19 protein-coding genes are annotated in these 21,552 nt (G+C 74.9%); 6 read left to right on the forward strand and 13 right to left on the reverse strand.

Annotation, left to right across the window (positions count from 1 at the left end; genetic code table 11):
* The 7 genes from ACZ66Z_RS18855 to ACZ66Z_RS18885 form a co-directional block, all read right to left on the reverse strand.
* Positions 1 to 345 (reverse strand): dihydrodipicolinate synthase family protein (locus ACZ66Z_RS18855; protein ID WP_469935277.1); only part of this gene is annotated, 345 nt, incomplete at its 3' end.
* Between the two features lie 73 nt (positions 346 to 418).
* Entirely contained in the window at positions 419 to 1,888 is a 1,470-nt protein-coding gene (locus tag ACZ66Z_RS18860; RefSeq protein ID WP_469935279.1) for an FAD/NAD(P)-dependent oxidoreductase, read from the reverse strand.
* The gene (locus ACZ66Z_RS18865) at positions 1,869 to 2,183 is read right to left on the reverse strand and encodes a (2Fe-2S)-binding protein (protein ID WP_469935281.1); all 315 of its coding nucleotides are present in this window, start codon (positions 2,181 to 2,183) and stop codon (positions 1,869 to 1,871) included. Before ACZ66Z_RS18865 ends, ACZ66Z_RS18860 begins: the two co-directional genes overlap by 20 nt.
* Positions 2,184 to 2,215: 32 nt before the next feature.
* Positions 2,216 to 3,382, reverse strand: coding sequence for an NAD(P)/FAD-dependent oxidoreductase (locus tag ACZ66Z_RS18870; protein WP_469935283.1), 1,167 nt, complete (start codon positions 3,380 to 3,382; stop codon positions 2,216 to 2,218).
* Between the two features lie 68 nt (positions 3,383 to 3,450).
* Positions 3,451 to 4,380 (reverse strand): ornithine cyclodeaminase family protein, encoded by a 930-nt coding sequence (locus ACZ66Z_RS18875; RefSeq protein WP_469935728.1) that lies wholly within the window; start codon positions 4,378 to 4,380, stop codon positions 3,451 to 3,453.
* 131 nt (positions 4,381 to 4,511) lie between these two features.
* A complete protein-coding gene (locus tag ACZ66Z_RS18880) occupies positions 4,512 to 5,471 on the reverse strand; it encodes a proline racemase family protein (RefSeq protein WP_469935285.1) in 960 nt (319 codons plus the stop codon).
* 78 nt (positions 5,472 to 5,549) lie between these two features.
* The gene (locus ACZ66Z_RS18885) at positions 5,550 to 7,901 is read right to left on the reverse strand and encodes a collagenase (protein WP_469935287.1); all 2,352 of its coding nucleotides are present in this window, start codon (positions 7,899 to 7,901) and stop codon (positions 5,550 to 5,552) included.
* Between the two features lie 552 nt (positions 7,902 to 8,453).
* Between ACZ66Z_RS18885 and ACZ66Z_RS18890 the strand changes: the two genes are divergently transcribed.
* Complete coding sequence (locus ACZ66Z_RS18890) at positions 8,454 to 8,618, forward strand: hypothetical protein (RefSeq protein WP_469935289.1); 165 nt, start codon at positions 8,454 to 8,456, stop codon at positions 8,616 to 8,618.
* On the opposite strand, the gene ACZ66Z_RS18895 is transcribed toward ACZ66Z_RS18890, so the two are convergent.
* The 3 genes from ACZ66Z_RS18895 to ACZ66Z_RS18905 are packed head-to-tail and all read right to left on the reverse strand — an operon-like array spanning position 8,615 to position 12,768.
* Entirely contained in the window at positions 8,615 to 10,252 is a 1,638-nt protein-coding gene (locus tag ACZ66Z_RS18895; protein ID WP_469935291.1) for an FAD-dependent oxidoreductase, read from the reverse strand. The two genes, ACZ66Z_RS18890 and ACZ66Z_RS18895, sit on opposite strands and share 4 nt — an antisense overlap.
* Before the next feature lie 54 nt (positions 10,253 to 10,306).
* Positions 10,307 to 11,266 carry an AurF N-oxygenase family protein gene (locus tag ACZ66Z_RS18900; protein ID WP_469935293.1) on the reverse strand — a complete coding sequence of 320 codons (960 nt, stop codon included), beginning with the start codon at positions 11,264 to 11,266 and terminating at the stop codon, positions 10,307 to 10,309.
* Positions 11,263 to 12,768 carry a flavin-containing monooxygenase gene (locus ACZ66Z_RS18905; RefSeq protein ID WP_469935295.1) on the reverse strand — a complete coding sequence of 502 codons (1,506 nt, stop codon included), beginning with the start codon at positions 12,766 to 12,768 and terminating at the stop codon, positions 11,263 to 11,265. Before ACZ66Z_RS18905 ends, ACZ66Z_RS18900 begins: the two co-directional genes overlap by 4 nt.
* A 153-nt stretch (positions 12,769 to 12,921) precedes the next feature.
* Here ACZ66Z_RS18905 and ACZ66Z_RS18910 point away from each other — a divergent pair, with 153 nt between their 5' ends.
* Entirely contained in the window at positions 12,922 to 13,677 is a 756-nt protein-coding gene (locus ACZ66Z_RS18910) for a TetR/AcrR family transcriptional regulator (protein WP_469935297.1), read from the forward strand.
* 82 nt (positions 13,678 to 13,759) lie between these two features.
* Complete coding sequence (gene thpR / locus ACZ66Z_RS18915) at positions 13,760 to 14,377, forward strand: RNA 2',3'-cyclic phosphodiesterase (protein WP_469935299.1); 618 nt, start codon at positions 13,760 to 13,762, stop codon at positions 14,375 to 14,377.
* Positions 14,378 to 14,388: 11 nt separating this feature from the next.
* On the opposite strand, the gene ACZ66Z_RS18920 is transcribed toward thpR, so the two are convergent.
* Positions 14,389 to 14,952, reverse strand: coding sequence for a hypothetical protein (locus ACZ66Z_RS18920; RefSeq protein WP_469935301.1), 564 nt, complete (start codon positions 14,950 to 14,952; stop codon positions 14,389 to 14,391).
* A 191-nt stretch (positions 14,953 to 15,143) separates the two neighbouring features.
* On the opposite strand from ACZ66Z_RS18920, the gene ACZ66Z_RS18925 reads away from it, so the two are divergent.
* Both ACZ66Z_RS18925 and ACZ66Z_RS18930 read left to right on the forward strand, forming a co-directional pair.
* Complete coding sequence (locus tag ACZ66Z_RS18925) at positions 15,144 to 15,701, forward strand: mycothiol transferase (protein ID WP_469935303.1); 558 nt, start codon at positions 15,144 to 15,146, stop codon at positions 15,699 to 15,701.
* Between the two features lie 223 nt (positions 15,702 to 15,924).
* Complete coding sequence (locus tag ACZ66Z_RS18930) at positions 15,925 to 17,172, forward strand: FUSC family protein (RefSeq protein ID WP_469935305.1); 1,248 nt, start codon at positions 15,925 to 15,927, stop codon at positions 17,170 to 17,172.
* Here ACZ66Z_RS18930 and ACZ66Z_RS18935 read toward each other — a convergent pair.
* On the reverse strand, positions 17,135 to 18,334 hold the full coding sequence (locus ACZ66Z_RS18935; RefSeq protein WP_469935307.1) for an alpha-hydroxy-acid oxidizing protein: 1,200 nt from the start codon (positions 18,332 to 18,334) through the stop codon (positions 17,135 to 17,137). The genes ACZ66Z_RS18930 and ACZ66Z_RS18935 overlap by 38 nt on opposite strands.
* A gap of 243 nt (positions 18,335 to 18,577) precedes the next feature.
* Here ACZ66Z_RS18935 and ACZ66Z_RS18940 point away from each other — a divergent pair, with 243 nt between their 5' ends.
* Positions 18,578 to 19,348 carry a class I SAM-dependent methyltransferase gene (locus tag ACZ66Z_RS18940; protein ID WP_469935309.1) on the forward strand — a complete coding sequence of 257 codons (771 nt, stop codon included), beginning with the start codon at positions 18,578 to 18,580 and terminating at the stop codon, positions 19,346 to 19,348.
* Positions 19,349 to 19,420: 72 nt separating this feature from the next.
* Here ACZ66Z_RS18940 and ACZ66Z_RS18945 read toward each other — a convergent pair whose 3' ends face one another.
* Positions 19,421 to 21,484 (reverse strand): CASTOR/POLLUX-related putative ion channel, encoded by a 2,064-nt coding sequence (locus ACZ66Z_RS18945; RefSeq protein ID WP_469935311.1) that lies wholly within the window; start codon positions 21,482 to 21,484, stop codon positions 19,421 to 19,423.
* Positions 21,485 to 21,552: the final 68 nt, after the last annotated feature.

A 21,552-nucleotide genomic window follows, 5' to 3' on the forward strand; every position in this document is an offset into this window, starting at 1 on the left:
GGGCGGCAGGAGCAGGACCGAGCCGCAGCCGGCCTCGGCGGCCTGCTCGGCCCAGCGGCGGGCCTCGGCGCTGCCGTACGCGGAGACGCCGGGCATGACCCTGGCCCCGTCGCCGGCCGCTTCGACGGCGGTACGGACGACCTGGGCGCGCTCGGCGTCGGTGAGGGTCTGGTACTCGCCGAGGGAGCCGTTCGGGACGACGCCGTCACAGCCCTCGGCGATCAGCCGGGCGACGTGTTCGGCGTAGGCGTCGTGGTCGACGGAGAGGTCCTCGCGGAAGGGGAGGGTGGTGGCGACCATGATCCCGCGCCAGGGGCGGTCGGTGTTCCAGGAGGTGGTGGTCATGGCGATGACCTTTCTGTAGCGTGTGACATTTTATAGAAGGGCGAAGGAGAGGGGCCCGCGCGGGCCCCTCCCCTCAGGGCCCCTGGGGGTGTGGATCCGCCGGCTCCCCGTCGAGCCCGGCGAGCGTCGAGAGGCGGACCGGTACGGCGAACGGGCGGCGCTCGGCGGGCGGTTCGGGAGCGCCCCCGCGCGCGGCGAGGCAGGCGACGGCCGTCCCGCACATCCGTCCCTGGCACCAGCCCATGCCGGCCCGGGTGAGCAGCTTGACGGTCCTCGCGTCCCGCGCGCCGAGCTCGGCCACCGCCTCGCGGATCCGTCCGGCGGCGACCTCCTCGCAACGGCACACGTCCGTGTCGTCGGTGAGCCAGCCCTGCCAGCCGGGACCCGGGGCGTGGGCCGTGGACATCACGTCGGCGAAGGCGCGCAGCCGGTCCCGGCGACGGCGCAGTCCGGCGGTCCGGTCCGCGTCGACGCGGCGGCCGAGGAGCCGCGCGGCGACGGCGCGCGCGGCCAGTTCGCCTTCCGTGCGCGCGAGTCGGGCACCGCCGACTCCCCCGGTCTCGCCCGCCGCCCACAGGCCGGGCTCCGAGCTCTCCTGGAGGTCGTCCAGGGCGAGGCCCAGGGTTCCGTCGGGGAGCCGCCGGGTGGCGCAGCCGAGGGTCGTGGCCAGTTCGATCTGCGGGACGAGGCCGTGGCCGACGGCCAGGGCGTCGCACGCGATCCGGCGGCCCGTCCCCGGCACGGGGCGCCAATCGGCGTCGAGGCGGGAGACGGTGACGGCCGCCACCCGGTCGGTGCCGTGCACTTCGGTGACGGCGCTGCGCGTCCGGACGCGGACGCGGTGCCGGAGCAGCGCGGCTCCGTGCGACAGCGCTTCGGCCGCCTTCGCCGGGTTGGCGAGGAGGACCAGGGGGCTGCGGGCGTACCGGAGGTAGTCGGCGGCCTCGACCACGGCCGGCACCCGTGCGCCGGCGGCGGCGAGGGAGGCGGCGACGGCGAGCAGCAGGGGACCGCTGCCGGCCACGACGACGCGGCGGCCCGGCAGCACGAGGCCGGACTTGAGCATGGCCTGCGCTCCGCCCGCCCCCACCACGCCGGGCAGGGTCCAGCCGGGGAAGGGGAGGTGGCGTTCGTACGCGCCGGTGGCGAGCAGCAGGGCCCGGGCCCGGATCCGGGCGGGTCGCTCGGCGGCCGCGTCGGTGCCGGTGACGGCGTGCACGGTCCAGGTGCCGTCGCCCTCCTTCACCGTGGACCACACGTGGTGCCCGGCGAGATGGGTGACGCCGCTCGCGGCGAGGCGTCGGCGGAGGTCGGTGAAGGCGGACCAGTCGTGGTGCAGGGCCTCGGGGCGCCCGGCTCCCAGGGCGGGCGCCGGGTGCCGGTGGAACTGTCCGCCGATCTGGGCCGAGGCGTCCACCATGGCCACGGAGAGCCCGAGTTCGGAGGCCGTGACGGCGCCCGCGAGGCCCGCGGAGCCCGCTCCCACGACCACGAGGTCGTACGGCTCGCGCCGCGCCTCCGGATCAGACGGTGAGGCGGTCATGGCCGTGTCCCTCCTGGGTGGTGATCGCGTCGCCGGGGCGGGCCGGGACCAGGCAGGCGCGCCGGTTGGGTTCGCCGTTGACGGTGGCGAGGCAGTCGTAGCACTGGCCGATGCCGCAGAAGGCGCCGCGCGGCCGGCCGCCGTCCCGGGTGGTGCGCCAGGCCAGGATGCCGGCGCTCCAGAGGGCGGCGGCGAGGGTCTGGCCCGGCAGGGCGGTGACGCGGCGGCCGTCGAAGGTGATCTCGAACGGCGGATCGGGCCGTGCGCCGACGAGGTCGGCGGGGGTGCGGGCCACGGGCCCTCCTCTCGTGACGGTGGGGGTGCGCCTCAGGGTGCGGCGGGTGCGGCGTCGTCGAAGCGTTCGGGCCGGAACGGGTGGATGTCGAGGGGCGGTTCGTCACCGGTCAGGCAGGCGGCGACGATCCGCCCCGTGACGGGGGCGAGTCCGATGCCCGCCCCTTCGTGGCCGCAGGCGTGGAGCAGGCCGGGGACGCGCGGGTCGGGTCCGACGGCGGGCAGGTGGTCCGGCAGGTACGGACGGAAGCCGAGGTAGGTGCGGAGGGCCCGTACGGTGCCGAGGACGGGGAACAGCGCGGTGGCTCCGGCGGCGAGCCGGCGCAGGACCTCGGTGGAGAGCGTCCGGTCGAAGCCGACGCGTTCCCTGCTGGCGCCGATCAGGACCGGACCGGCGGGGGTGCCCTCGACGACCGCGGAGGTCTGGAGGGCCGCGGAACCGCTGGCGACGTCGGCCACGTAGTCGGCGGCGTACACCTTGTGGCGCACCACCCGCGGGAGCGGCTCGGTGACGAGGACGAAGCCCCTGCGGGGCAGTACGGGCAGGTGGACGCCCGCGAGTGCGGCGAGGGCGCCGCCCCAGGTGCCGGCGGCGTTGACCACGTACGGGGCGTGGATCTCGCCGGCGGCGGTCCGTACGCCGCGGATCTCCCCGGCCGGGCCGGTGAGGAGACCGGTGACCTCCTCCCCCAGGCGCAGCCGGATCCTCCCGCCTTCCGTGCGCAGCAGCCGGGCCGCCGCGTGGGCGGGCATCACCTGGGCGTCCTGGGGGTAGTGGAAGCCGCCCGCCAGGGTGGGCGCGAGGTGCGGCTCCAGGTCGTGGAGCCGGTCCTCGGGGACCTCCTGGCTGGCGACGCCCGCCTTCTCCTGGCGGGTCGCGAACGCGCGCAGGGCGCGCATCCCGGGCTCGTCCGAGGCGACGACGAGGCCGCCCTTGCCCTCGTACTCGACCCCGGGCGGAAGCCGTTCGGCCAGCTCCCGCCACAACGCGGTGGAGATCAGGGCGAGTTCGAGCTCGGGTCCCGGCTCCTTGTCGGAGACCAGGAGGTTTCCCTCGCCGGATCCCGTCGTGCCGCCGGCGACGGGACCGCGGTCGACGACGGTGACGGAGAGGCCGGTCCGGGCGGCGTAGTGGGCGCAGGCCGCGCCGACGACGCCGGCGCCGACGACGATGACGTCCGAGGTGTTTCTCGTGGGCACAGCAGTAATATTTCACATGGCACTGCGGTTGCCAAGACCCGCGCGGAACGCGGTTCCTTGACGATCCCTCATGCCCCGCGGGCCGCGCGGTACAGGGCACCGGCGACGGCGAGGTCCTCCCAGGCCATGCCCACGCTCTTGAAGAACCGTGGCCGCCCGGAGGGGACACGGCCGTTCACCAGGTCGGCGAGGGTGCCCGCGACGTGGTCCTCGCGGATCGCCCCCTCGGCCATCGGGACGAGCAGGTCCCCCGCCTCGCGGAGCGCCGCCGAGCGCGCCTCGACGTACACCTCGGCGCGGACCACGAGTGCGGTGTCCGTCTCCCGGGCCGTCGGCTCGTGCGAACCGACGGCGACGACGGTGGCGTCCGGAGCCACCCGGGCGCCGTCGAAGAGGGGCTCCCGGGCCGTGGTGCAGCAGACGACGAGGTCGGCCCCCTCCACGTCGTCGGGCGTCCCGGCGCGGGCGGGCACGCCGAGCGTCCGCGCGTATCCGGCGAGGGCCCGCGCGCCGATCGGATCGCGCCCGACGACGACCGCCTCGGCGAGCTCGCGCACCGCGAGGACGGCCTCCAGGTGACCGTACGCCTGGGGTCCGGTGCCGAAGAGGACGAGGCGCAACGGCCGGTCGTCCGGGGTCAGACGGCGCACGGCGAGCGCGGAGACGGCCGGGGTGCGCAGCTCGGTGAGGGCCGCGCCGTCGAGGAGGGCGAGGGGCCGGAGGTCCGCGCCGTCGAGGAGCAGGTAGGAGCCGGTGATGCGGGGCAGGCCGCGGGCCGGATTGCCGGGGGCCACGCCCGCGATCTTCACGCCGGCGTACGCGCCGGAGGCCGCGGGCATGAGCAGGAGTTCACCGGCCGGGACGGGGACGGCGGTACGGGGCGGGGCGGTCTCGGGGTCGAATCCGGCGCGCAGGACCTCGGCGAGGACGTCGGCGGTCGCCGCCGGGGTCAGGAGGCGGGTCACGGCGGGGGCGTCGATCAGGAGCAGGTCGCTCATGGCGGACGCCGCGGTCGTGGCCGTCGCGGCGGTCGTGGCGGATGCGGCGGTCGTGGCGGACGCCGCGGTCGTGGCCGTCACGGCGGTCGTGGCGGACGCCGCGGTCGTGGCGGGCGCAGGAGGCACGGCGGTCACAGCAGGAACCCCGTTCCCAGGTCGTCGTGCGGGTCGAGGACGAAGGTGTGGGTGCCGGTGCGGTGGGTGGCTCCGGTGACCTCGGTGATGCCGCCGGGCAGCAGGCGGCCGGTGAAGACGGTGCCGGCCACGGACTCGTGCGTGAGGACGTCCCCGGCCCCGAGGCGCCCGTCCTCGCCGAGCAGGGCGAGCCGGGCGGAGGTGCCCGATCCGCAGGGCGACCGGTCGACCTGCCCGTCGGCGAAGACGGTGACGTTGCGCTGGTGCGGCCCGGCGGGGGTGTCGGGCAGTTCGTCGTACAGGACGACGCCGTACAGGTCGTGCCCGGGGAGCGCGGCGCGGATCTCCCGCCCGGCCCGGACCAGCGCGGGCAGGGAGGCCCGGCCGGTGTCGAGGCCGAGGGCGCGCGCGGGGACCGAGGCGTAGCGGGCGCCGGAGTCGGCGAGGTCGACCTCGACGGTGCCGGACGCGGTGGGCACCGGGACCTTGCGGGCGAGGACGCGCGTCGGGACGTTGCGGAAGGTGACGCCCGTGGTGCGGCCGCCCGCGCGGTGCACGGTCGCGGTGACGCGCCCGGAGGGCACGTCGACGCGCACGGGGACGTCGCCGTCGTCGGGTGCCGGGACGCGGCCGGTGTCGACAGCCCAGGCGCCGAGGGCCATCGTGCCGTGGCCGCAGGCGGTGGAGTAGCCGTCCTTGTGCCAGAACAGCACGCCGAAGTGGGCGCCGTCGTCGTCGGGCGGGACGACGAACCCGCCGTACATGCCGGAGTGTCCGCGTGGTTCCCGTACCAGCAGGCGGCGCAGCTCGTCGAGCGGGCCGAGCCGGGACGCGAGGGCACGGCGCTCGGCGACGGTGTCGCCGGGGATCGGGGGCAGGTCCTCGTCGACGATCCTGAAGGGCTCGCCGGCGGTGTGGTAGTCGGTGGTGCGGACCGGGTGCGGGACGGTGCTCACGGAGTGCGGCCTCCAGGGGGGTCGTGGTGCCGGGCCGGTCCTCCCCGTGGAAGGACCGGCCCGGGCGGTGGGGCGGGGTCAGCTGCGGAGGGGGCCCTCGCAGCTGTAGCTCGACGTGCCCGCGACCTTGGTGGACCAGACCTCGACGGGGCCGAAGCTGCAGTTCATGTCGGCCAGGTTGTTCGAGGCGGCGCCGGCGCGGTCCAGGATGAAGTAGTCGACGGTCTCGGACATGTCCTTGAAGTTCCGGTCCGCGCTGGTCGAGTCGGACAGGTTGGCGGTGATCCGCCCGGTGCACAGGAAGCGGCGCTTGCCGGGCTCGCCGTTCTCCACGCAGTCGGGGGTGTTGTACGTGGCGGTGGCGAAGGACGACCTCACGGACGCGAGGTCCGCGTCGCGCAGCTGGGCGTTGGGCGTGTACCTCGTGTCGGGGACGTACAGCTGGTCGACCTTGGCGATCTGCGCGTCGAGGAAGCGGTCGTAGTCGCGCTGGAGGCCGGCGTCGGAGCCCAGGCGGTTGCGCCAGGCGTCGTACGCCGCCACGTCGTCGGCCCGCAGGTGGGTGTACATCTCGCGGAGCAGGGAGGGCTTCTCGGTCCAGAGGAACTCGAAGAACGTGCCCGCGTAGTTGTAGAAGCGGAAGCCGTCGCCGTCGTAGGTGGCGTTGAGGATCTGGCGCAGGTTCATCCGGGGGCCGCCGCCCGCGGTGTCGTTGATGATCCCGCGGACGAGGGACCTGCGGACGGCGATGCCGTTGTCGCGGGTGGCTCCGTCGAAGAACTCGGCCGTGCCCTCGTCCATGGCGGTGGTGCGGTCGCCCTGGTACCAGGGGCCTTCGCCGAAGAAGCCGGGGACGGCCCAGCGGCCGTTGAGGTAGTGGGTGTACTCGTGGCGGAAGAGCTCCTCCAGGGTCAGCGAGGAGTCCTGGGGGACGCGCCGCTGGTACGTGTAGAAGGTCGCGCCGCGCTCGATGTAGACGCCGCCGTTGTTGGTGCCCATGCCGGTGAGGATGGGGTGGTAGTTCTCGTAGTCCGCGCGGGAGGCGTAGAGGACGACGTTCAGCGTGGTGTTGGGGTCGCCGGCGAGCGGCCGGTCGGTGCCGAGGACGCGGTGGTACTGCGCCTTGACCTGCTTGCTCGCGTAGTAGAGCTGGTCGACGGTGGCCCGGTCGAGGGCGGTGCGGACCTTGATGGCGCCGTTGTCGTAGCTGTACGCGTAGGGGAAGAGCTGCTTCTCGATGTCCTCCTTGCACACGCCGTACGGCTTGCAGGCCTCGTAGGTGTTGAGCCAGGAGACGACCTTCGCCCACTGTTCGCTGCCGCGGCCGAAGGCGTCGACGACGGTGGTGAGGGTGGCGCCGAGGTCGGCGACGACGCCGTCCCTGAGGCCGTCGACCTGGCCGAAGCGGCCGTACTCGCCGAGGGCGTCGCGGGCGACCCAGGCGTTGGCGGTCCCCTTCAGGTGGCGGTAGCCCGCGAAGGCCTTGAAGGTGGCGCGGTAGGCCGGGTCGGCGGCGACGGCCGCGTGGAAGGCGCCGTCCTGGTTGCCCGGGTAGACGCCGAGGTAGTTGACGGAGAGGCCGGCGAGCGCGGCGCCCGCCCAGGCCGGGTCGAGGTTCGTCGCGGGGTGCGCGGGGTCCATGGTGGCCAGGACCCGCTTGACGAGGCCGAGTTGGTGCTGGCGGAGGCCGGGGGAACTGGCCGCGTAGAGCGCTTCGCGGAGGGTGTTCGCGTTGGTCTTCGTGACGTCGAAGGTGTGGGCGGCGGCGCCGAAGTCGGCGACGGCCCGGCGGATCGCGTCGACCGTGGGCGCGTCGGTGGCGTCGATCTCGTCGCGCGAGAAGTCGTGGTAGGCGACGGCGTGCAGGTACGTGAACATCTCCTCCAGGTGGGAGGTGTTCCGTCCGTCGTGGGAGGCGGCGAGGGTCGATATCCGGCGGGCGACGGCCTGGACGTGGGCGTCGGACATCACGGGCGCGAGCCGGGCGTCCCAGGTCCATATGAGGCCGCGGAGGCAGCCGTCGGCGGTGACCGCCGGGTCGGCGAGGAAGTCGGCGAACCGCTCGGGGGCGAGGCCGGTGATCCCGTCGAGGGTGCAGGGGACGCCGGCGGCGGTGGTGCCGGTGGCGGCCGCGGCGAGCGACCGCGCGGTGGCGGCCGGCGCCCGGCCGGGGACGCGGCCGGCGGCGTGGCCGCCGGGGGCGGGCGCGGGGCCGAAGGTGGTGCGCGGGGCGGACGCCCGGTGCTCGACCTCGTCGAAGGGGTTGGCCGCCGGCCGTGCCTGTGGGCCCGGCGCGCCGAGCGCGGGGGCCGGGGCGGATCGGTCGTCCGCGCCCGTGGCGGTGGCGGTGGCCTGGCCGGCGGAGGCGAGGAGGGTGACCGTGACGGCGGAGGCGAGCAGGGAAGAGCGCACGCGTCGGTGGAGGGACAACAGGACTCCTGCTGGTGAGGGGGGTTGGTTCGGGGATGCGTTCGCGAACTGGTCCGGTTCGCACGGCGTATGACGGACGTTCATCGAACCGTGTGCGCTGTAACATAGTAATGTGAAATTGCACTGACAAGCCTTGGGACGACATCAGTTCTCCGCCGGGAGTCCTGCGCCGGGCGGACCGGGCCGCGCGGAGGGCTGTTCATCCGGCCCCTCAGCCCCCACCATGCTCCTGACCACTCGCGCGCAACTCCTCGTGGGGGAAGGCACGTCGAGACTCCGCAGCCGGATCGCCGATCGCCGTCGTCGCGTCCCTGTTCCCGTCGGTGGCGCCCGTGCGGGCCGGGACGCCCGCGCCCGGCTCCCCCGCCCGCGCCCCCGTCGTGTTCGTCCACGGGTACGACGCCGGCCCCGGCGTGGGGTCTCCCTCGCCGGCCCCAACCACGGCACCGGCACGGCGTGGGCGTGCACGCTGTGGGACCAGGCCTGCCGCGACATGACCCCGGGCTCCTACGTCCAGAAGAAGCTCGCGAAGGGCGACGAGACGCCCGGGCCGTGCGCCACGCCACCTGGCGGTCGAACTGCGACGAGGTCGTCGACCCCGACGACAGCGTGCCGCTGGCCGGCGCCGTCAACGACGGCGCCGGCTGCCTCGACCACAACGCGCTGCTCGGCGACGACGCGGTCTCCCGGGGAGTCCGCGCCTTCCTCCGTTCCTAGGGCCTCCCCCAGGCGCGCGGCGGCGCGCCACGCCCGTACGGGCTCCCCGAGCGCGCGGCGGCGAGCAGCTCCTGCCTGTCGACGATCTTCACGCGGGGGCGTCCCTGGCGGCGGCCCGCCGCCCGCTCGCCCTCGTCGATCGCCCGCCAGCCGTCGAGGCCGACGGCCTCCGGGTGCCCGTCGGTCGCCGGGGCCCCGTCGACGGGGGCGGTGAGCAGGCCGGCTTCGAGATCGTCGAGGAGCGCGGAGACGGTCTCCCGGGCGCAGGACTTGTTGGTGCCGATGAACCCGTCGGGGCCGCGCTTGATCCAGCCGGCCACGTACACGCCGGGCCGGACCCTGCCCCTCAGGTGGGGCACCGTGCCGGTCGTCCCGTCGAACGGGAGGCCGGGGACGGGCCGTGCGCGGTAGCCGATCGCGCGCAGGACGAGCGAGGCCTCGATGGTCTCCACGGCCCCGGCCGTCTCCGCAGGCCCCGCCGCCCCCACGTCCCCGGCCGCCTCGACGACCAGGCCGGTCACCCGGTCGTCACCGAGGAACCGGACCGGCCGGGTCCGGAAGCGCAGGACGATGCGGCGGCGCCCCGGCACGGGGGCCCGGGCGGCCAGCTCGGCGAGCACCGCGGTCTTCGGGGTGGCGTCCGCGGGCACGTCGGCCGGCCACCCCTGGACGAGGACGTCGACGCCGTCGAGCGCGGCGAGGGCGAGCAGTTCCGGCAGGGTGAAGGCGACCTCGGCCGGTCCGCGGCGCCCGAGCACGACGACCTCGCGGACGCGGCTCGTCCGCAGCGCGGCGAGCGCCCGGTCGGAGATGTCGGTGCGGGCCAGGGCGTCGGGGTCGGCGGTGAGGACGCGGGCCACGTCCAGGGCCACGTTGCCGTTGCCGATGACGACGGCCCGTTCGCCGTCCAGGGCGTAGGAGGTGGCGCTGTGGTCGGGGTGGCCGTTGTACCAGGCCACGAAGTCGGTGGCGGAGGCGCTGCCGGGCAGTTCCTCGCCGGTGATGCCGAGCCGCCGGTCGGTGGCCGCGCCGACGGCGTAGACGACGGCGTGGTGGTCGCGGACCAGGTCCTCGTGGTGCAGGTCGCGGCCGATCTCCGTGTTGAGCCGGTACGAGAAGCCGGGCTGGCTCTCGACGGCGCGGAACAACCGGGCGACCTGCTGGGTGTCCTGGTGGTCGGGGGCCACTCCCGCGCGGGCGAGCCCGTACGGGGTGGGCAGCCGGTCGTGGACGGTGACGGTGACGCCCGGGTGCCGGAGCAGCTCGTCGGCGGCGAACAGTCCGGCCGGCCCGGCGCCGACGACGGCGACCCGCAACCCGGCCGTGTCGGTGCGGCGTTGCGGGGGCACGACGGCCATGGGTGCCCGGTCCTCGTGCGGATGCGCGTCGTAGTAGGCCCGGTTGAGTTCGAGGAACGGCAGTTCCGCCTCGGTGAGCCGGGTGTGCGGTTTGAGCGCGTCCACCGGGCAGGCCGTCGTGCAGGCGCCGCAGTCGACGCAGGTGCGGGGGTCGACGTACAGCATCTCGGTCTGTCCGAAGCCCGGTTCGCCGGGGGCGGGGTGGATGCAGTTGACCGGGCAGGCCAGGACGCAGGAGGCGTCGGCGCAGCACGACCGGGTGACGACGTAGGTCATGGCTCTCCGTTCACGGGGCCGCCGGGACGGCGGGCTCTCGCTCGATCGGCCGCGTCAGGCGGCGTGCGGGGCGGGCTCGCCGCGATGGCGGGACGGGCGGCCGTCGATGCGCAGCGCCTTCCACACGCGCCGGGAGGCCCTGTTCATCAGGCCGATGTCCTCGGCGAGCATCCGCACGTCGGAGAAGAGGTCGCGGAGCATCTTCTCGCCGTCGGGCGACTTCCAGAAGATGTCCTTGATCACCCGGTGGGGCACGCCTATCGCCTCGGCGGCCCTCCGGTCGGGGACCATGATGACGTCGCCGAGCACCCGCATGATCACGGGGAAGGCCACCGAGAGCGCGCCCCGGCGCGCCCGGCCGTAGCCGGGGACCTTGACGCGCAGGAACTCGTGGGCGAAGGAGATGTGCCGGGCCTCCTCGGCGACGTGGATCTGCATGAGCCGGCGCATCAGCGGGTGGATGTCCTCGCCGCCGCGCAGGATCGCCTTCTGGAGGTGGTCGATGGGCTCCTCGCCGGCGAGGACGCCGGTGAAGAAGGACTCGGGGACCAGCGAGCCGGCCAGGGGCAGGAAGCGGCTGAGCACCCGGAAGGAGCGGCGCCCGCCGGGCACGTCGGCGCCCGCCCGGTTCACGAACTCCTGGAACATCTGGGTGTGGTGGCACTCCTCCGTGACCTCGTGGGTGAGGTAGCGGAACTCCGGGTTCTGGTTGCGCAGGGCGAAGAGGTAGTCCATCACCCCGCGGATGAGGACGTTCTCGAACTGCATGCCGACCTTGACGATGTTGGCGTACCGCCACAGGCCGATGCGCGTGCGGACCTCCAACGGCTGTTCCTGGTACCAGGGGTGGCCGCCCAGGGGGTCGGCCGCGGGGAGCACCCAGCGGGGGTCCGTCGGGTCGATGGCGAAGTCGGGGTGGTCCCAGTCGATGTCGGCGAACGCGTCGAAGTGGATGTGCACCGAGGCCTCGGACAGGGTCCGGAGCCTCTCGTGGTAACTCTGCACGCTGGTCATCGTCGTCCTCGGTCTCTCGCGGTCGGCTGTCCGGAGCTGAGCAGGGTGTCGAAGCGGAGCGCGGGGTCCTCGATCGGGGACCGCCGCAGCGCGCGGCGGTCGTGGTAGTAGTCGTTCCGGATCCGCCACGGGTCGCGGGTGCCCTGGCGGGGCATGACGGCGTCGCCGCGGGCGATGTAGCCGGAGGTCAGCGACTCGCCCATGACGGAGACGGAGGAGCGGTCGGCCTCGGTGGCGACGGGGGTGACGGTGGTGAGGCCGTGGCGGTCCATGTGGGCGATGAGCCGGCTGACGTAGGCGGCGGCGAGGTCGGCCTTGAGCGTCCAGGAGGCGTTGGTGTAGCCGATGATCATCGCCAGGTTGGGGACGCCGTCCAGCATCACGCCCTTGTGGAGCAGGTGCTCGCGGGTGACGACGGGCTTTCCGTCGACCGCGAGTTCCATGCCGCCGGCGAGCTGCACGCGCAGGCCGGTGGCCGTGACGACGATGTCGGCGGGGATCTCCTCGCCGGACCCGACCCTGACGCCGGTCTCGGTGAACGTCTCGATGCGGTCGGTGACGACGGACGCCCGGCCGCTCCTGAGCGTCGTGAAGAGGTCGCCGCCGGGCACGACGCACAACCGCTGGTCCCAGGGCTTGTACGAGGGGGTGAAGTGGCGCATGTCGACGCTCTTGCCGAGCCGTGCCCGCACGGCGCCGAGGAGCACCGTGCGCATGAGGCGGGGGGCCTTGCGGCACAGGGCGTACAGGGCGCGCTGCATCGCGATGTTGCGGGTGCGGCCGACCCGGTGGACGAGCGCGGCGGGGACGCGCAGCCGGCGCAGGAGGACGGAGAGGGGGTCGTCCGTGGGGAGCGCCAGGACGTACGTGGGCGAGCGCTGGACCATGGTGACGTGGGCGGCTTCGGGGGCCATCGCGGGGACGAGGGTGATGGCGGTGGCACCGCTGCCGATGACCACGACGCGCTTGCCCGTGTGGTCGAGGTCCTCGGGCCAGTGCTGCGGGTGCACGAGGGTGCCGCGGAAGCGCTCCTCGCCGGGGAACTCGGGGCGGTGACCGGCGTCGTGGTCGTAGTAGCCGGTGGCGCCGACGAGGAAGCGGGCGGTGAGGAGACGGGTCTCGCCGGTGGCCTCGTCGAGGGTCTCGACGGTCCAACGGCCTTCGGTGCTCGACCAGTCCGCCCGGAGGGCCCGGTGGCCGAAGCGGATGCGCCCGGTGACGCCGTGCTCCTCGGCGGTGGCCCGGATGTAGCGGCGGATGTCCGGACCGGCGGCGAGGACCTTGGTGCCGTGCCAGGCGCGGAAGCCGTAGCCGAAGGTGTACATGTCCGAGTCCGAGCGGATGCCGGGGTAGCGGAACAGGTCCCAGGTGCCGCCGATCCCGGCGCGCCGCTCGACGATCGCGTACGTGGCTCCGGGGTTTCCGGCGAGCAGGTGGCAGGCGGCACTGATGCCGGACAGCCCCGCGCCGATGATCAGCACGTCGACGTGCCGGTTCTCCATGTCCGTCCCCTCCCCTGCCGGTCGCACCGGCGGGCGTTCTTCCCCAGGCCCCGGAATTTACCTGTGTCAGCGCGTCCAGGGTACCGGCGGTAACGTGTCCTGCGCCACCCCTCTCGCCCGGCTTCGTCCCCGCCGCCGGGTACGATCCACGCCGTGGCCGAGGACAGACACACACGCAACGACGGACGCCCCGACGGCCGCGACACCCGCTGGACCGGCCACCGTGCCGAACGCCGGGACCAGGTCCTCACCGCGGCCCTCGCCGTCATCGGCCGTGAGGGAACGACGGTCAGCGTGGCGGCGATCGGCGCCGAGGCCGGCATGCCCCGTTCCGTCGTCTACCGGATCTTCCGCAGCCGGGAGGACCTCGACGAACAGATCCGCGCGCGCATCACCGACGACCTGATGACCGCCCTGTCCCCCGCCCTGGACCCCAGGGGCACCATCCGGGAGGCGATCGAGCTCGCCGCGGCCACCTACGTGGGCTGGGTGGCGCTCCACCCCCACCTCCACCGCTTCCTCGGCACCGGCTCGCCCGGGCAGCCCGCCGCCGGCTCGCGCGCGGTCGCGGGGACCCGCACCGCCGTCGCCCTCCACCTCGCCCGGCTCCTGGACACGTACGCCGAGCGGTTCCTCGACGGCGAGGCGGCGCCCAGGGGGTTCAACCTCAACCTGGCGTTCGGCATGGTCGGCCTGGTGGACGGGGTGGTGAACCAGTGGGCCGCCCACCCCGAGTCGCGGAGCTCCCTCGACGACCTGACCCACTTCCTGAGCGACGCCCTCTGGGGCCTGCTCGCGGGCGCCACCCCGCGCCTGGGCCTCAAGCTCGACCCCGACCAGCCGATCGGGCCGCTCCCGGAACCGCCGGAGCCGGGAACCCCGCACGGCACGACGGACGACGGCCGCTGAGCCCCGGCCCCTCCCCGCCCCCGACCACCGCGTACCCTCGCCTCCGACGGTTGCGGGACGGACGGCGGGCGGGGTACGGACGATGGCTGAGGCGCCCGGGCAGGTGACGGAGTCCGGTGACGACGACGGGGCGCGGACCGCGACCGTGCGCGTGTTCGTCGCGCTCGCCCCGCCCGACGACGCGAAGGACGAGCTGGCGCGCGAGCTGCGCCCGGCCTACGAGGCGTACCCGCGCATGCGGTGGAACCGGATCGAGGACTGGCACATCACCCTGGCGTTCCTCGGGGAACTCCCGGTGGAGACCGTCCCCCTGCTGCGGCCGCCGCTGGCGGGGGTCGCAGCGGCGCGGGGCCCCGTGGAGCTGGCGCTGCGCGGTGGCGGGCACTTCGACGACCGGGTGCTGTGGAGCGGGATCGACGGCGACCTGGACGGGCTGCACCGGCTCGCCGCCGAGGTGCGGGCCGTCGTCAAGGCGTGCGGCATCCCCTTCGAGGACCGGCCGCTGCGCCCCCATCTGACGCTCGCCCGGGCCCGCCGCGACGATCCGACGTCGGTGCCGGAGGCCGCCGCCGGACTCGCCGGCTTCGCCGGCCGCCGATGGGCCACCGAGCGCCTCCACCTCGTCGGCAGCGACTACGGCCGCGGCCCGGGTCCGATCCGGTACCGCGACATCGAGGCCTGGGAGTTCGCCCGGCGGTAACCGTACGGCGGTCAGCCGCCGTACAGGCCGCGGCAGAGGTCGGCCGCGCCCATGGGGGCCCGGACGTCCTCGCCCTGGCGGCAGAGGCGGCGCATCTCGGGCGTGCGGGGGTCCGTCCGTGGGTGCGGGCGGGGCGGGACGGTCCGGCCGTGCCGGGGGCGGGGCGGGGTCCGCCTGCCGGGCCCGTCGTGCGCGGGCCTCCTGTTCGTCCGCTTCCCGTCCGCGCGTCCGCCGTTCGCGCGCTTCCTGTCCGCGGGCTTCCCGGGCCCGGCCGCCGGAGGGCGCGGGCGGTGACCGGCCTCCTCGGGAGGAAGCGGACGGCCGGCGACCGGTTCCTCGGCGGCCTTCCGGGACGACCGGGGGGCCGGGCGGGGATCGGTGGGGGCGAGGACCTCGCGCGGGGCGGGCTCCGTGGGCGCGGGCCAGGTGGGGAGCGGGGCCGCAAGCCGGTCCGCGGCCGGGGCGAGCCCGCCGGGGCGGGTCGCCGGCAGTGGGGCGGAACCGTGCGGGACGGCCACGCATCCGGTGGCGAGGAGCGCGATGAGCAGCAGGAACGTCGTGCGGCGGGCGTGCATGGAGTCACGGTGCCCGAGGCCCGGCGGACGCGGACGGCGCCTCGGCCCGAGTCCACCGTGACGAGTGAACCGCCGCCGTCCGTGGACGGAGCCATGCCCCCGCGGGCGACCGGCCCCGTTCGGGTCGGCCGCACGGCTCGGCCCGGACGATTCCGTGGTGGGCCCGCTTCCTCGCGCACGAGGAGGGGCGCATGGATGATCGAACCGAACGGTGGAGCCGGGCGACCGTCTGCCCCGACATGGGGGCGGACCCGGCCGACGGCCCCCGCGAGAACGTCGGCGAGGCTCCGGAGGGCGAGCTCGCGACGCTGCGGGACTTCCTCTCCCGCTACCGGCCGGCCCTGCGGATGAAGTGCGAGGGCCTGGATCCGGAGCGGCCGGCCCGCCGTTCGGTCCCCCCGTCGACGATGTCGCTGCTCGGCCTGGTCCGGCACCTCGCCGAGGTGGAACGGGACTGGATCACCTGGATCACCGGCGGACCGCTGCCGAAGGTGTACGGCAGGCGTGACGCGGACTTCGACGAGGCCGTCGCCGATCAAGCGGTGGTCGACGCCGCGTACGCCGATCTGGAGCGCGAGCAGGCCGCGGCCGACGCCGCCCTCGCCGCTCACCCGGATCCGGGTGAGCGGCTCCCCGGGGACGGGATCGCGGTACGGGGGCTGATGGTGCACCGGATCGAGGAGTACGCCCGCCGCTGCGGGCACGCCGACCTGTTGCGCGAGTGCGTCGACGGAAGGGTCGGCCGGTAGCGGACACGGAGCGCCCGGCACCGGATGCCCCGGCAGGGCTTCACCAGGGCATCCGGGGGCCGGTCGGCGGACGGGATCCGGCTCCGTACGGAACGGTGGCACCGCGAGGATTCACCGGGATCTCCGGCGCGCCGACGCGTCCTCGTGGCCGGGCCTCGCGATTCGATGGTCCGGGGGAGGGCAGGCGTCGACAGGTTCCCGATCACCGGAGGAGGAGTTCGCCATGCCGCACCCGTGGCGCCGATGGAAGTGGTGGCAGCGATGGGGGCGGGACCCGGTGGTGGTGCAGACCCTGCGCTCCACCGCCGCCGCGACGATCTCGTACGTCGTCGCGCTCCGGCTCAGTTCCGAACCGGCGCCGCTGACCGCCCCGCTGACCGCGCTGCTCGTCGTGCAGGTGACGCTGTACTCGACGCTCACGACGAGCCTGCGGCGGGTGAACTCCGTCGTCGTCGGCGTCCTCATCGCCATCGCGTTCAGCGTGCTCGTCGGGCTCACCTGGTGGAGTCTCGCGCTGATCATTCTGGCGTCGCTGGTCGTGGGCCGGTTCGTCAAGGTGGAGGAGTTCGTTCCCGAGGTGGCGATCAGCGCGATGCTGGTCCTCGGCGTCACGCAGGTCACCGACACGGCGTGGGACCGCGTCCTGGAGACGCTGATCGGCGCGGTCGTGGGTCTGCTCTTCAACGTCGTGCTCGTGCCCCCGGTCTGGGTGGACACCGCCGGCGACTCGATCGTCGACCTGGCCCGGCGGATGCGCCGGCTGCTCCTGGACATCGGCGAGGAGCTCGCGGATCCGGATGCGCGGCCCGAGGAGGCACCGGTTCCGGAGGCGGCCTCCCCCGCCCCCTTCGAGCGGGCCGCGGCGCGGCTGCACGAGGCGCGGCGCCTGGACAACGACGTCGCCGACGTCGACGCGGCGCTGCGGCAGGCGGAGGACAGCCTCCGGCTGAACCCGAGGGTGAAGGAGGGGCTGCTGCACCGCATCGTGCTGCGCACGGGCCTCGACACCCTGGAGATCTGCGCGGTCGTGCTGCGCGTCCTCGCCCGTTCCCTGACCGACCTCGCGAAGGAGCGGGAGGGGGCCCCGCTCGTGAACCGGGAGACGGGTCTGGCCCTCCGGGAGACGCTGCGGCACCTCGCGGACACCCTCGTGAGCTTCGCCGACCTCGTCACCTCGCATTCGAGCTCCGGAGCGGAGACGGCGGAGGACCGCCTCGGCGAGGAGCTCGGGGCGGCCCGCGCCGCCCGTGACCACGCCGCCGGGCTGCTGAAGGACGAGGCGGCGCACGATCCGGAGCGCTGGCAGCTGTACGGCGCGCTGCTCGCCGAGATCGACCGGGTCCTCGACGAGATCGATCCGGATCACCGCGGCCGCCGGCTGATGGAGGAGCTGGACCGGCACACGCGCATGCGTGCGGAGCGGCGCCGCCGCGTCACCTCGCTCGCGGCCCGGGCGCGCCGTACGCCGTGACGGGCCTCAGGGCGCCCTCCTCCCGGAGGGCGTCCAGGGTCGGGTAGCCGTCGACGGCCAGGATCAGGTCGGTCTCGGCGAGGAGGGAGCGCAGGACGTGGACGATGCCGTCCTCGCCGCCGAGGGCGAGGCCGTAGGCGTACGGGCGGCCGATGCCGACCGCCGTGGCGCCGAGGGCGAGGGCCTTCACGGCGTCGGCGCCGGTGCGGACGCCGGAGTCGAAGAGCACGGGCAGGCCCTCGGCGGCGGCGACCACACCGGGGAGGGCGTCGAGGGCGGGCAGGCCGCCGTCGGCCTGGCGTCCGCCGTGGTTGGAGCAGTAGACGCCGTCGGCGCCGCCGTCCCTGGCGCGGCGGACGTCCTCCGGGTGGCAGATGCCCTTGAGGAGGATCGGCAGGTCGGTCAGGGAGCGCAGCCAGGCGAGGTCGTCCCAGACCAGCGGCTTGCCGAAGATCCCCGCCCATTCCGCGACGGCGGCGCGCGGGTCCTCCTCGGGGGTCTTGGCGAGGCGCGCCCGGAAGACCGGGTCCGAGGTGTAGTTGGCCAGGCAGTGCCCGCGCAGCTGCGGGAAGTTGGCGGTGGCGAGGTCGCGGGGGCGCCAGCCGGTGACCCAGGTGTCGAGGGTGACGACGATGCCCCGGAAGCCGGCCGCCTCCGCGCGGTGCACCAGGCTCTCCGCGAGGGCTCGGTCGGTGGGGGTGTAGAGCTGGAAGAAGCCGGGGGTGTCCCCGCACGCGGCGGCGACCTCCTCCAGCGGGTCGACGGTGAGGGTGGAGGCGATCATGGGGACGCCGGTACGGGCGGCGGCGCGGGCCGTCGCGAGGTCGCCGTGCCCGTCCTGGGCGCAGAGCCCGATCACTCCCACGGGCGCCATGAACAGCGGGGACGGCAGTTCCAGGCCGAAGAGGTCGACGGACAGGTCGCGTGCGGCGGCGCCGACCATCATGCGCGGGACGAGCCCCCACTGCCGGAAGGCCGTGACGTTGGCCTCCTGGGTGTGCTCGGCGCCCGCGCCGCCGGCCACGTACGACCAGAGCGAGGGCGGCAGCGCCGCGCGCGCCTTCGCCTCCAGCTCGGCGAAGGTCATCGGCAGGGCGGGTGCGACGCCGAAGAGCCCGTCGAGGTAGATCTCGTTCTGGTAGTCGCCGTACTGCTGGGGCATGGGGGCGTCGTCCCTTCCGGTTCCTCGTCGGGGCGCTCGGCTCGCCCGCGGTGGTGCCCCCACCATGCCCGTCACGCGCGCGCGTGACCACGGTGCGGTACCCGGGAACGCGGCGCCGGGCGCGGCCGGAGCCCGGCGAGCGGTGCGACCCGGTGGTCCCCGCCCGTGGAGGTCGTTCCCGGCGGCCGGGTCGGTCGGGGGCACAGGGGTGCGGGGGCCGCCCGCTCCCGCGATCATGAGGGGATGACACGCACCTTCGAAGAGCTCGTCGCGGAAGCCTCCGACGCCCCGGTCGACGGCTGGGACTTCTCCTGGCTCGACGGACGGGCGAGCGAGGAGCGGCCCTCCTGGGGATACCAGCGGCTCCTCGGCGAGCGGCTGGCGACCGCCTCGGCCGGGCTCGACGTCCAGACGGGCGGCGGGGAGGTCCTGGACGGGGTCCCGGTGCTGCCGCCGACGATGGCGGCGACCGAGTCGTGGCCGCCGAACGTCGCACGGGCCACCGCACGGCTCCATCCCCGGGGGGTGGTCGTCGTCGCCGATCCCGACGAGCCGCCGCTGCCCTTCGGCGACGCCGCCTTCGACCTCGTCACCAGCCGGCACCCGGCCACCGTGTGGTGGGCGGAGATCGCGCGGGTCCTGCGGCCGGGCGGCACCTACTTCGCCCAGCACGTGGGCCCCGCGAGCGTGTGGGAGCTGGTCGAGTGGTTCCTCGGGCCGCAGCCCGAGGCGGCCCGGCACCGTCGCCCCGACGACGAGGCCGCCGCCGCGCGCGCCGCCGGGCTCGACGTCGTGGACGTGCGCGCCGAGCGGCTGCGCATGGAGTTCCACGACATCGGCGCCGTCGTCTGGTTCCTGCGGAAGGTGATCTGGATCGTGCCGGGGTTCACGGTGCAGGACCGGCTGCCCCGGTTGCGCGAGCTCGACGCGCGGATCCGCGCGGAGGGGCCGTTCGTGGCGCACTCCGCGCGGACCCTGATCGAGGCGAGGAAGCCCTCCGGGCCGGCCGCGTAGGGCCCCGTCAGCCCGTTGCGGGGGTCCGGTCGCCGGGCCGGTGCGCGGTGTCCCGGGCGGCGCCCCGTCCGCTCACGGTGGTGGGGGCGTGCCCCGTGCGATGACCACGACCCGGTCGTCCGGGTGCCAGTGACGGACGTGTGCCTTGGGCGGGTTGAGGCGCGGGCCGGGGGCGGTCGCGGAGCGGTAGCCGATGGCGCAGGCGCCCTGGCGGGCGGCCGATTCGGCGACGGTGGCGAAGGAGGCGGTGCGTCCGGTGCGGACGTAGTGGGCCGCCGGGCGGAGTCGGAGGGCGTTGCCGTCCGGGGCGAGGAGTTCCTCGAACACGGCGGTGAGGTGGGGGTTCCGGGAGATCTGGGTCATCAGGAGTCCGATGAGCCTGCCGCTGACGACGAAGTCGACGTCGGGGAGGGGAGGTGCGATGAGCCGGTTGCGGTCGTCGGTCAGCTCGGTGACGACGGGGAGGCGTCGGCCGTTCGCCCGCCGCCCGGCCCGCAGGTGGAGGAGGGTGACGAGCGTCCGGTCGTCGGGGTCGGCGTGGCCGGGCCGGTGGTCGGGGCCGAGCACGATCACCGCGTCGTACCGGTCGGGGTCCACCGCGTCCGTGGTCCCGCTCAGCGTGGGGTCGCCGGGCCGGTGGAGGACCGTCATGCGTCCGCCGACGGCTTCGGCGACGGTCCGGATGCCGGTGAGGGCGTCGGTGTCCGCTTCGGCCACGACGTCGAGGGACGAGCCGGGCGGTGTACGGCTCGCGAGCCGGGTGGCGATCCGGGGTGCCCGGCGGTTCCAGCCGAGGAGGAGGACGCGCCGGGGGCGTCCGGGGGTCTCGGGCGGAGCATGGGTGAGCGCGGTCGGGTCGTAGGGGGTGGGGGTGAGCGACAGGTGGGTCGCGTGCTCGTCCTCGGCGATCACGAGGAGGGTGTCGTCGGCGAGCAGCGGGGTGGAGCGGGGCGGGTTGAGCGCGACGGTGCCGTCGCCGTGGACGATGCCGACGGCGGTCGACACCGGACAGGCGCGGGCGGCCTCGTCGAAGGTGCGGCCGGACAGGGCCGGTTCCCGGAAGGCGTGGAACTCGTGCCCGGCGAAGTCCAGCAGTTCCTGGTGGACGAGGGAGAGTCCGGGCTGTCGTGCGCAGTCGACGAGGAGGCGCGCCGCGATGTCGTCCGTGTCGAGGACGGTGGCGCCGGGTCCTCCGGCCAGGCGGGCGGCGTCGAGGTGGCGGTCGTCGCGTACGGCGGCGACGACGCGTACGGGGGCCGTCTCCCCCACGGTCGCCGAGAGGGACAGCAGGGTCTTGACGACCTCGGCGTCGCCGCGGGGGTCGTCGCGGGGCAGGACGAGGACGCAGTCCGCGGTGGCCGGGCTCACGCGCGCGAGTGCGGCGGGGTCGGTGGGCCGGCCGGTGCGGCAGAGGACCCTGGTGCGGCCCGAGGCGCCGACGGAGGCGCGGAGGTCCTCCTCCATGGCGGGTTTGTCGCGGTCGGCGAGGACCGCGACGATCCGGCGGCGCCGGTCGGTGCGGGCGGCGACGAGTTCGGAGAGGACGGTGGGGATCTGCTCGGACCAGCCGAGCACGACGGTGTGCCCGCTCTCCAAAATCCTGGCGTGGCCCCGGTTGAGGGCGATGAGGCGGTCGGTGAGGCCGGTGGTGATGAGGCTGACCAGGGTGGAGACGTAGACGAGCGCGATGAGGGCGAGGAGGACGGACAGGGCGACGCGCAGCGGGGGTCCGACCTCGCCGCCGAGGCGCATGGTCTGTCCGGTGTTGCGCCACACGGCGGCGATCCTGGGGCCGAGGGAGGCGGGGGCGTGCCGGTCGGTCCAGACGAGGACGGTGCTGAGGGGGACGACGAGGGCGAGGCAGACGAGGGCCAGCCAGCCGCAGAGCACGGCGATGCCGCGGGTGAGGACGGTGTCGAACCAGTAGCGGAGGCGTTCTTCGGTGGAGTGGCCGCGGTGGGCGGGCCGCGTCCGCCCGCCGGAGCCGCTTCGGGAGACGGACCGGATCCGGGAGGCCGACCGGGTGCGGTCCGCGGGTCGGCGGTCCGCGGTCCGGGGCTCCTCGGTCCGGCCGGGGCCGGCGTCCCGTGCGGCGCCCCGCTGCCGGGGTACGACCTTTTTGCCTTCTTTTCGCACGTCAGCAGGGTGCCGCCCCGCCGACGGCGGCGGGGCGGCATCGGGGCAGGTTCATCCCTTCGTGATCG

Source organism: Streptomyces sp. NPDC107498, assembly GCF_055582805.1.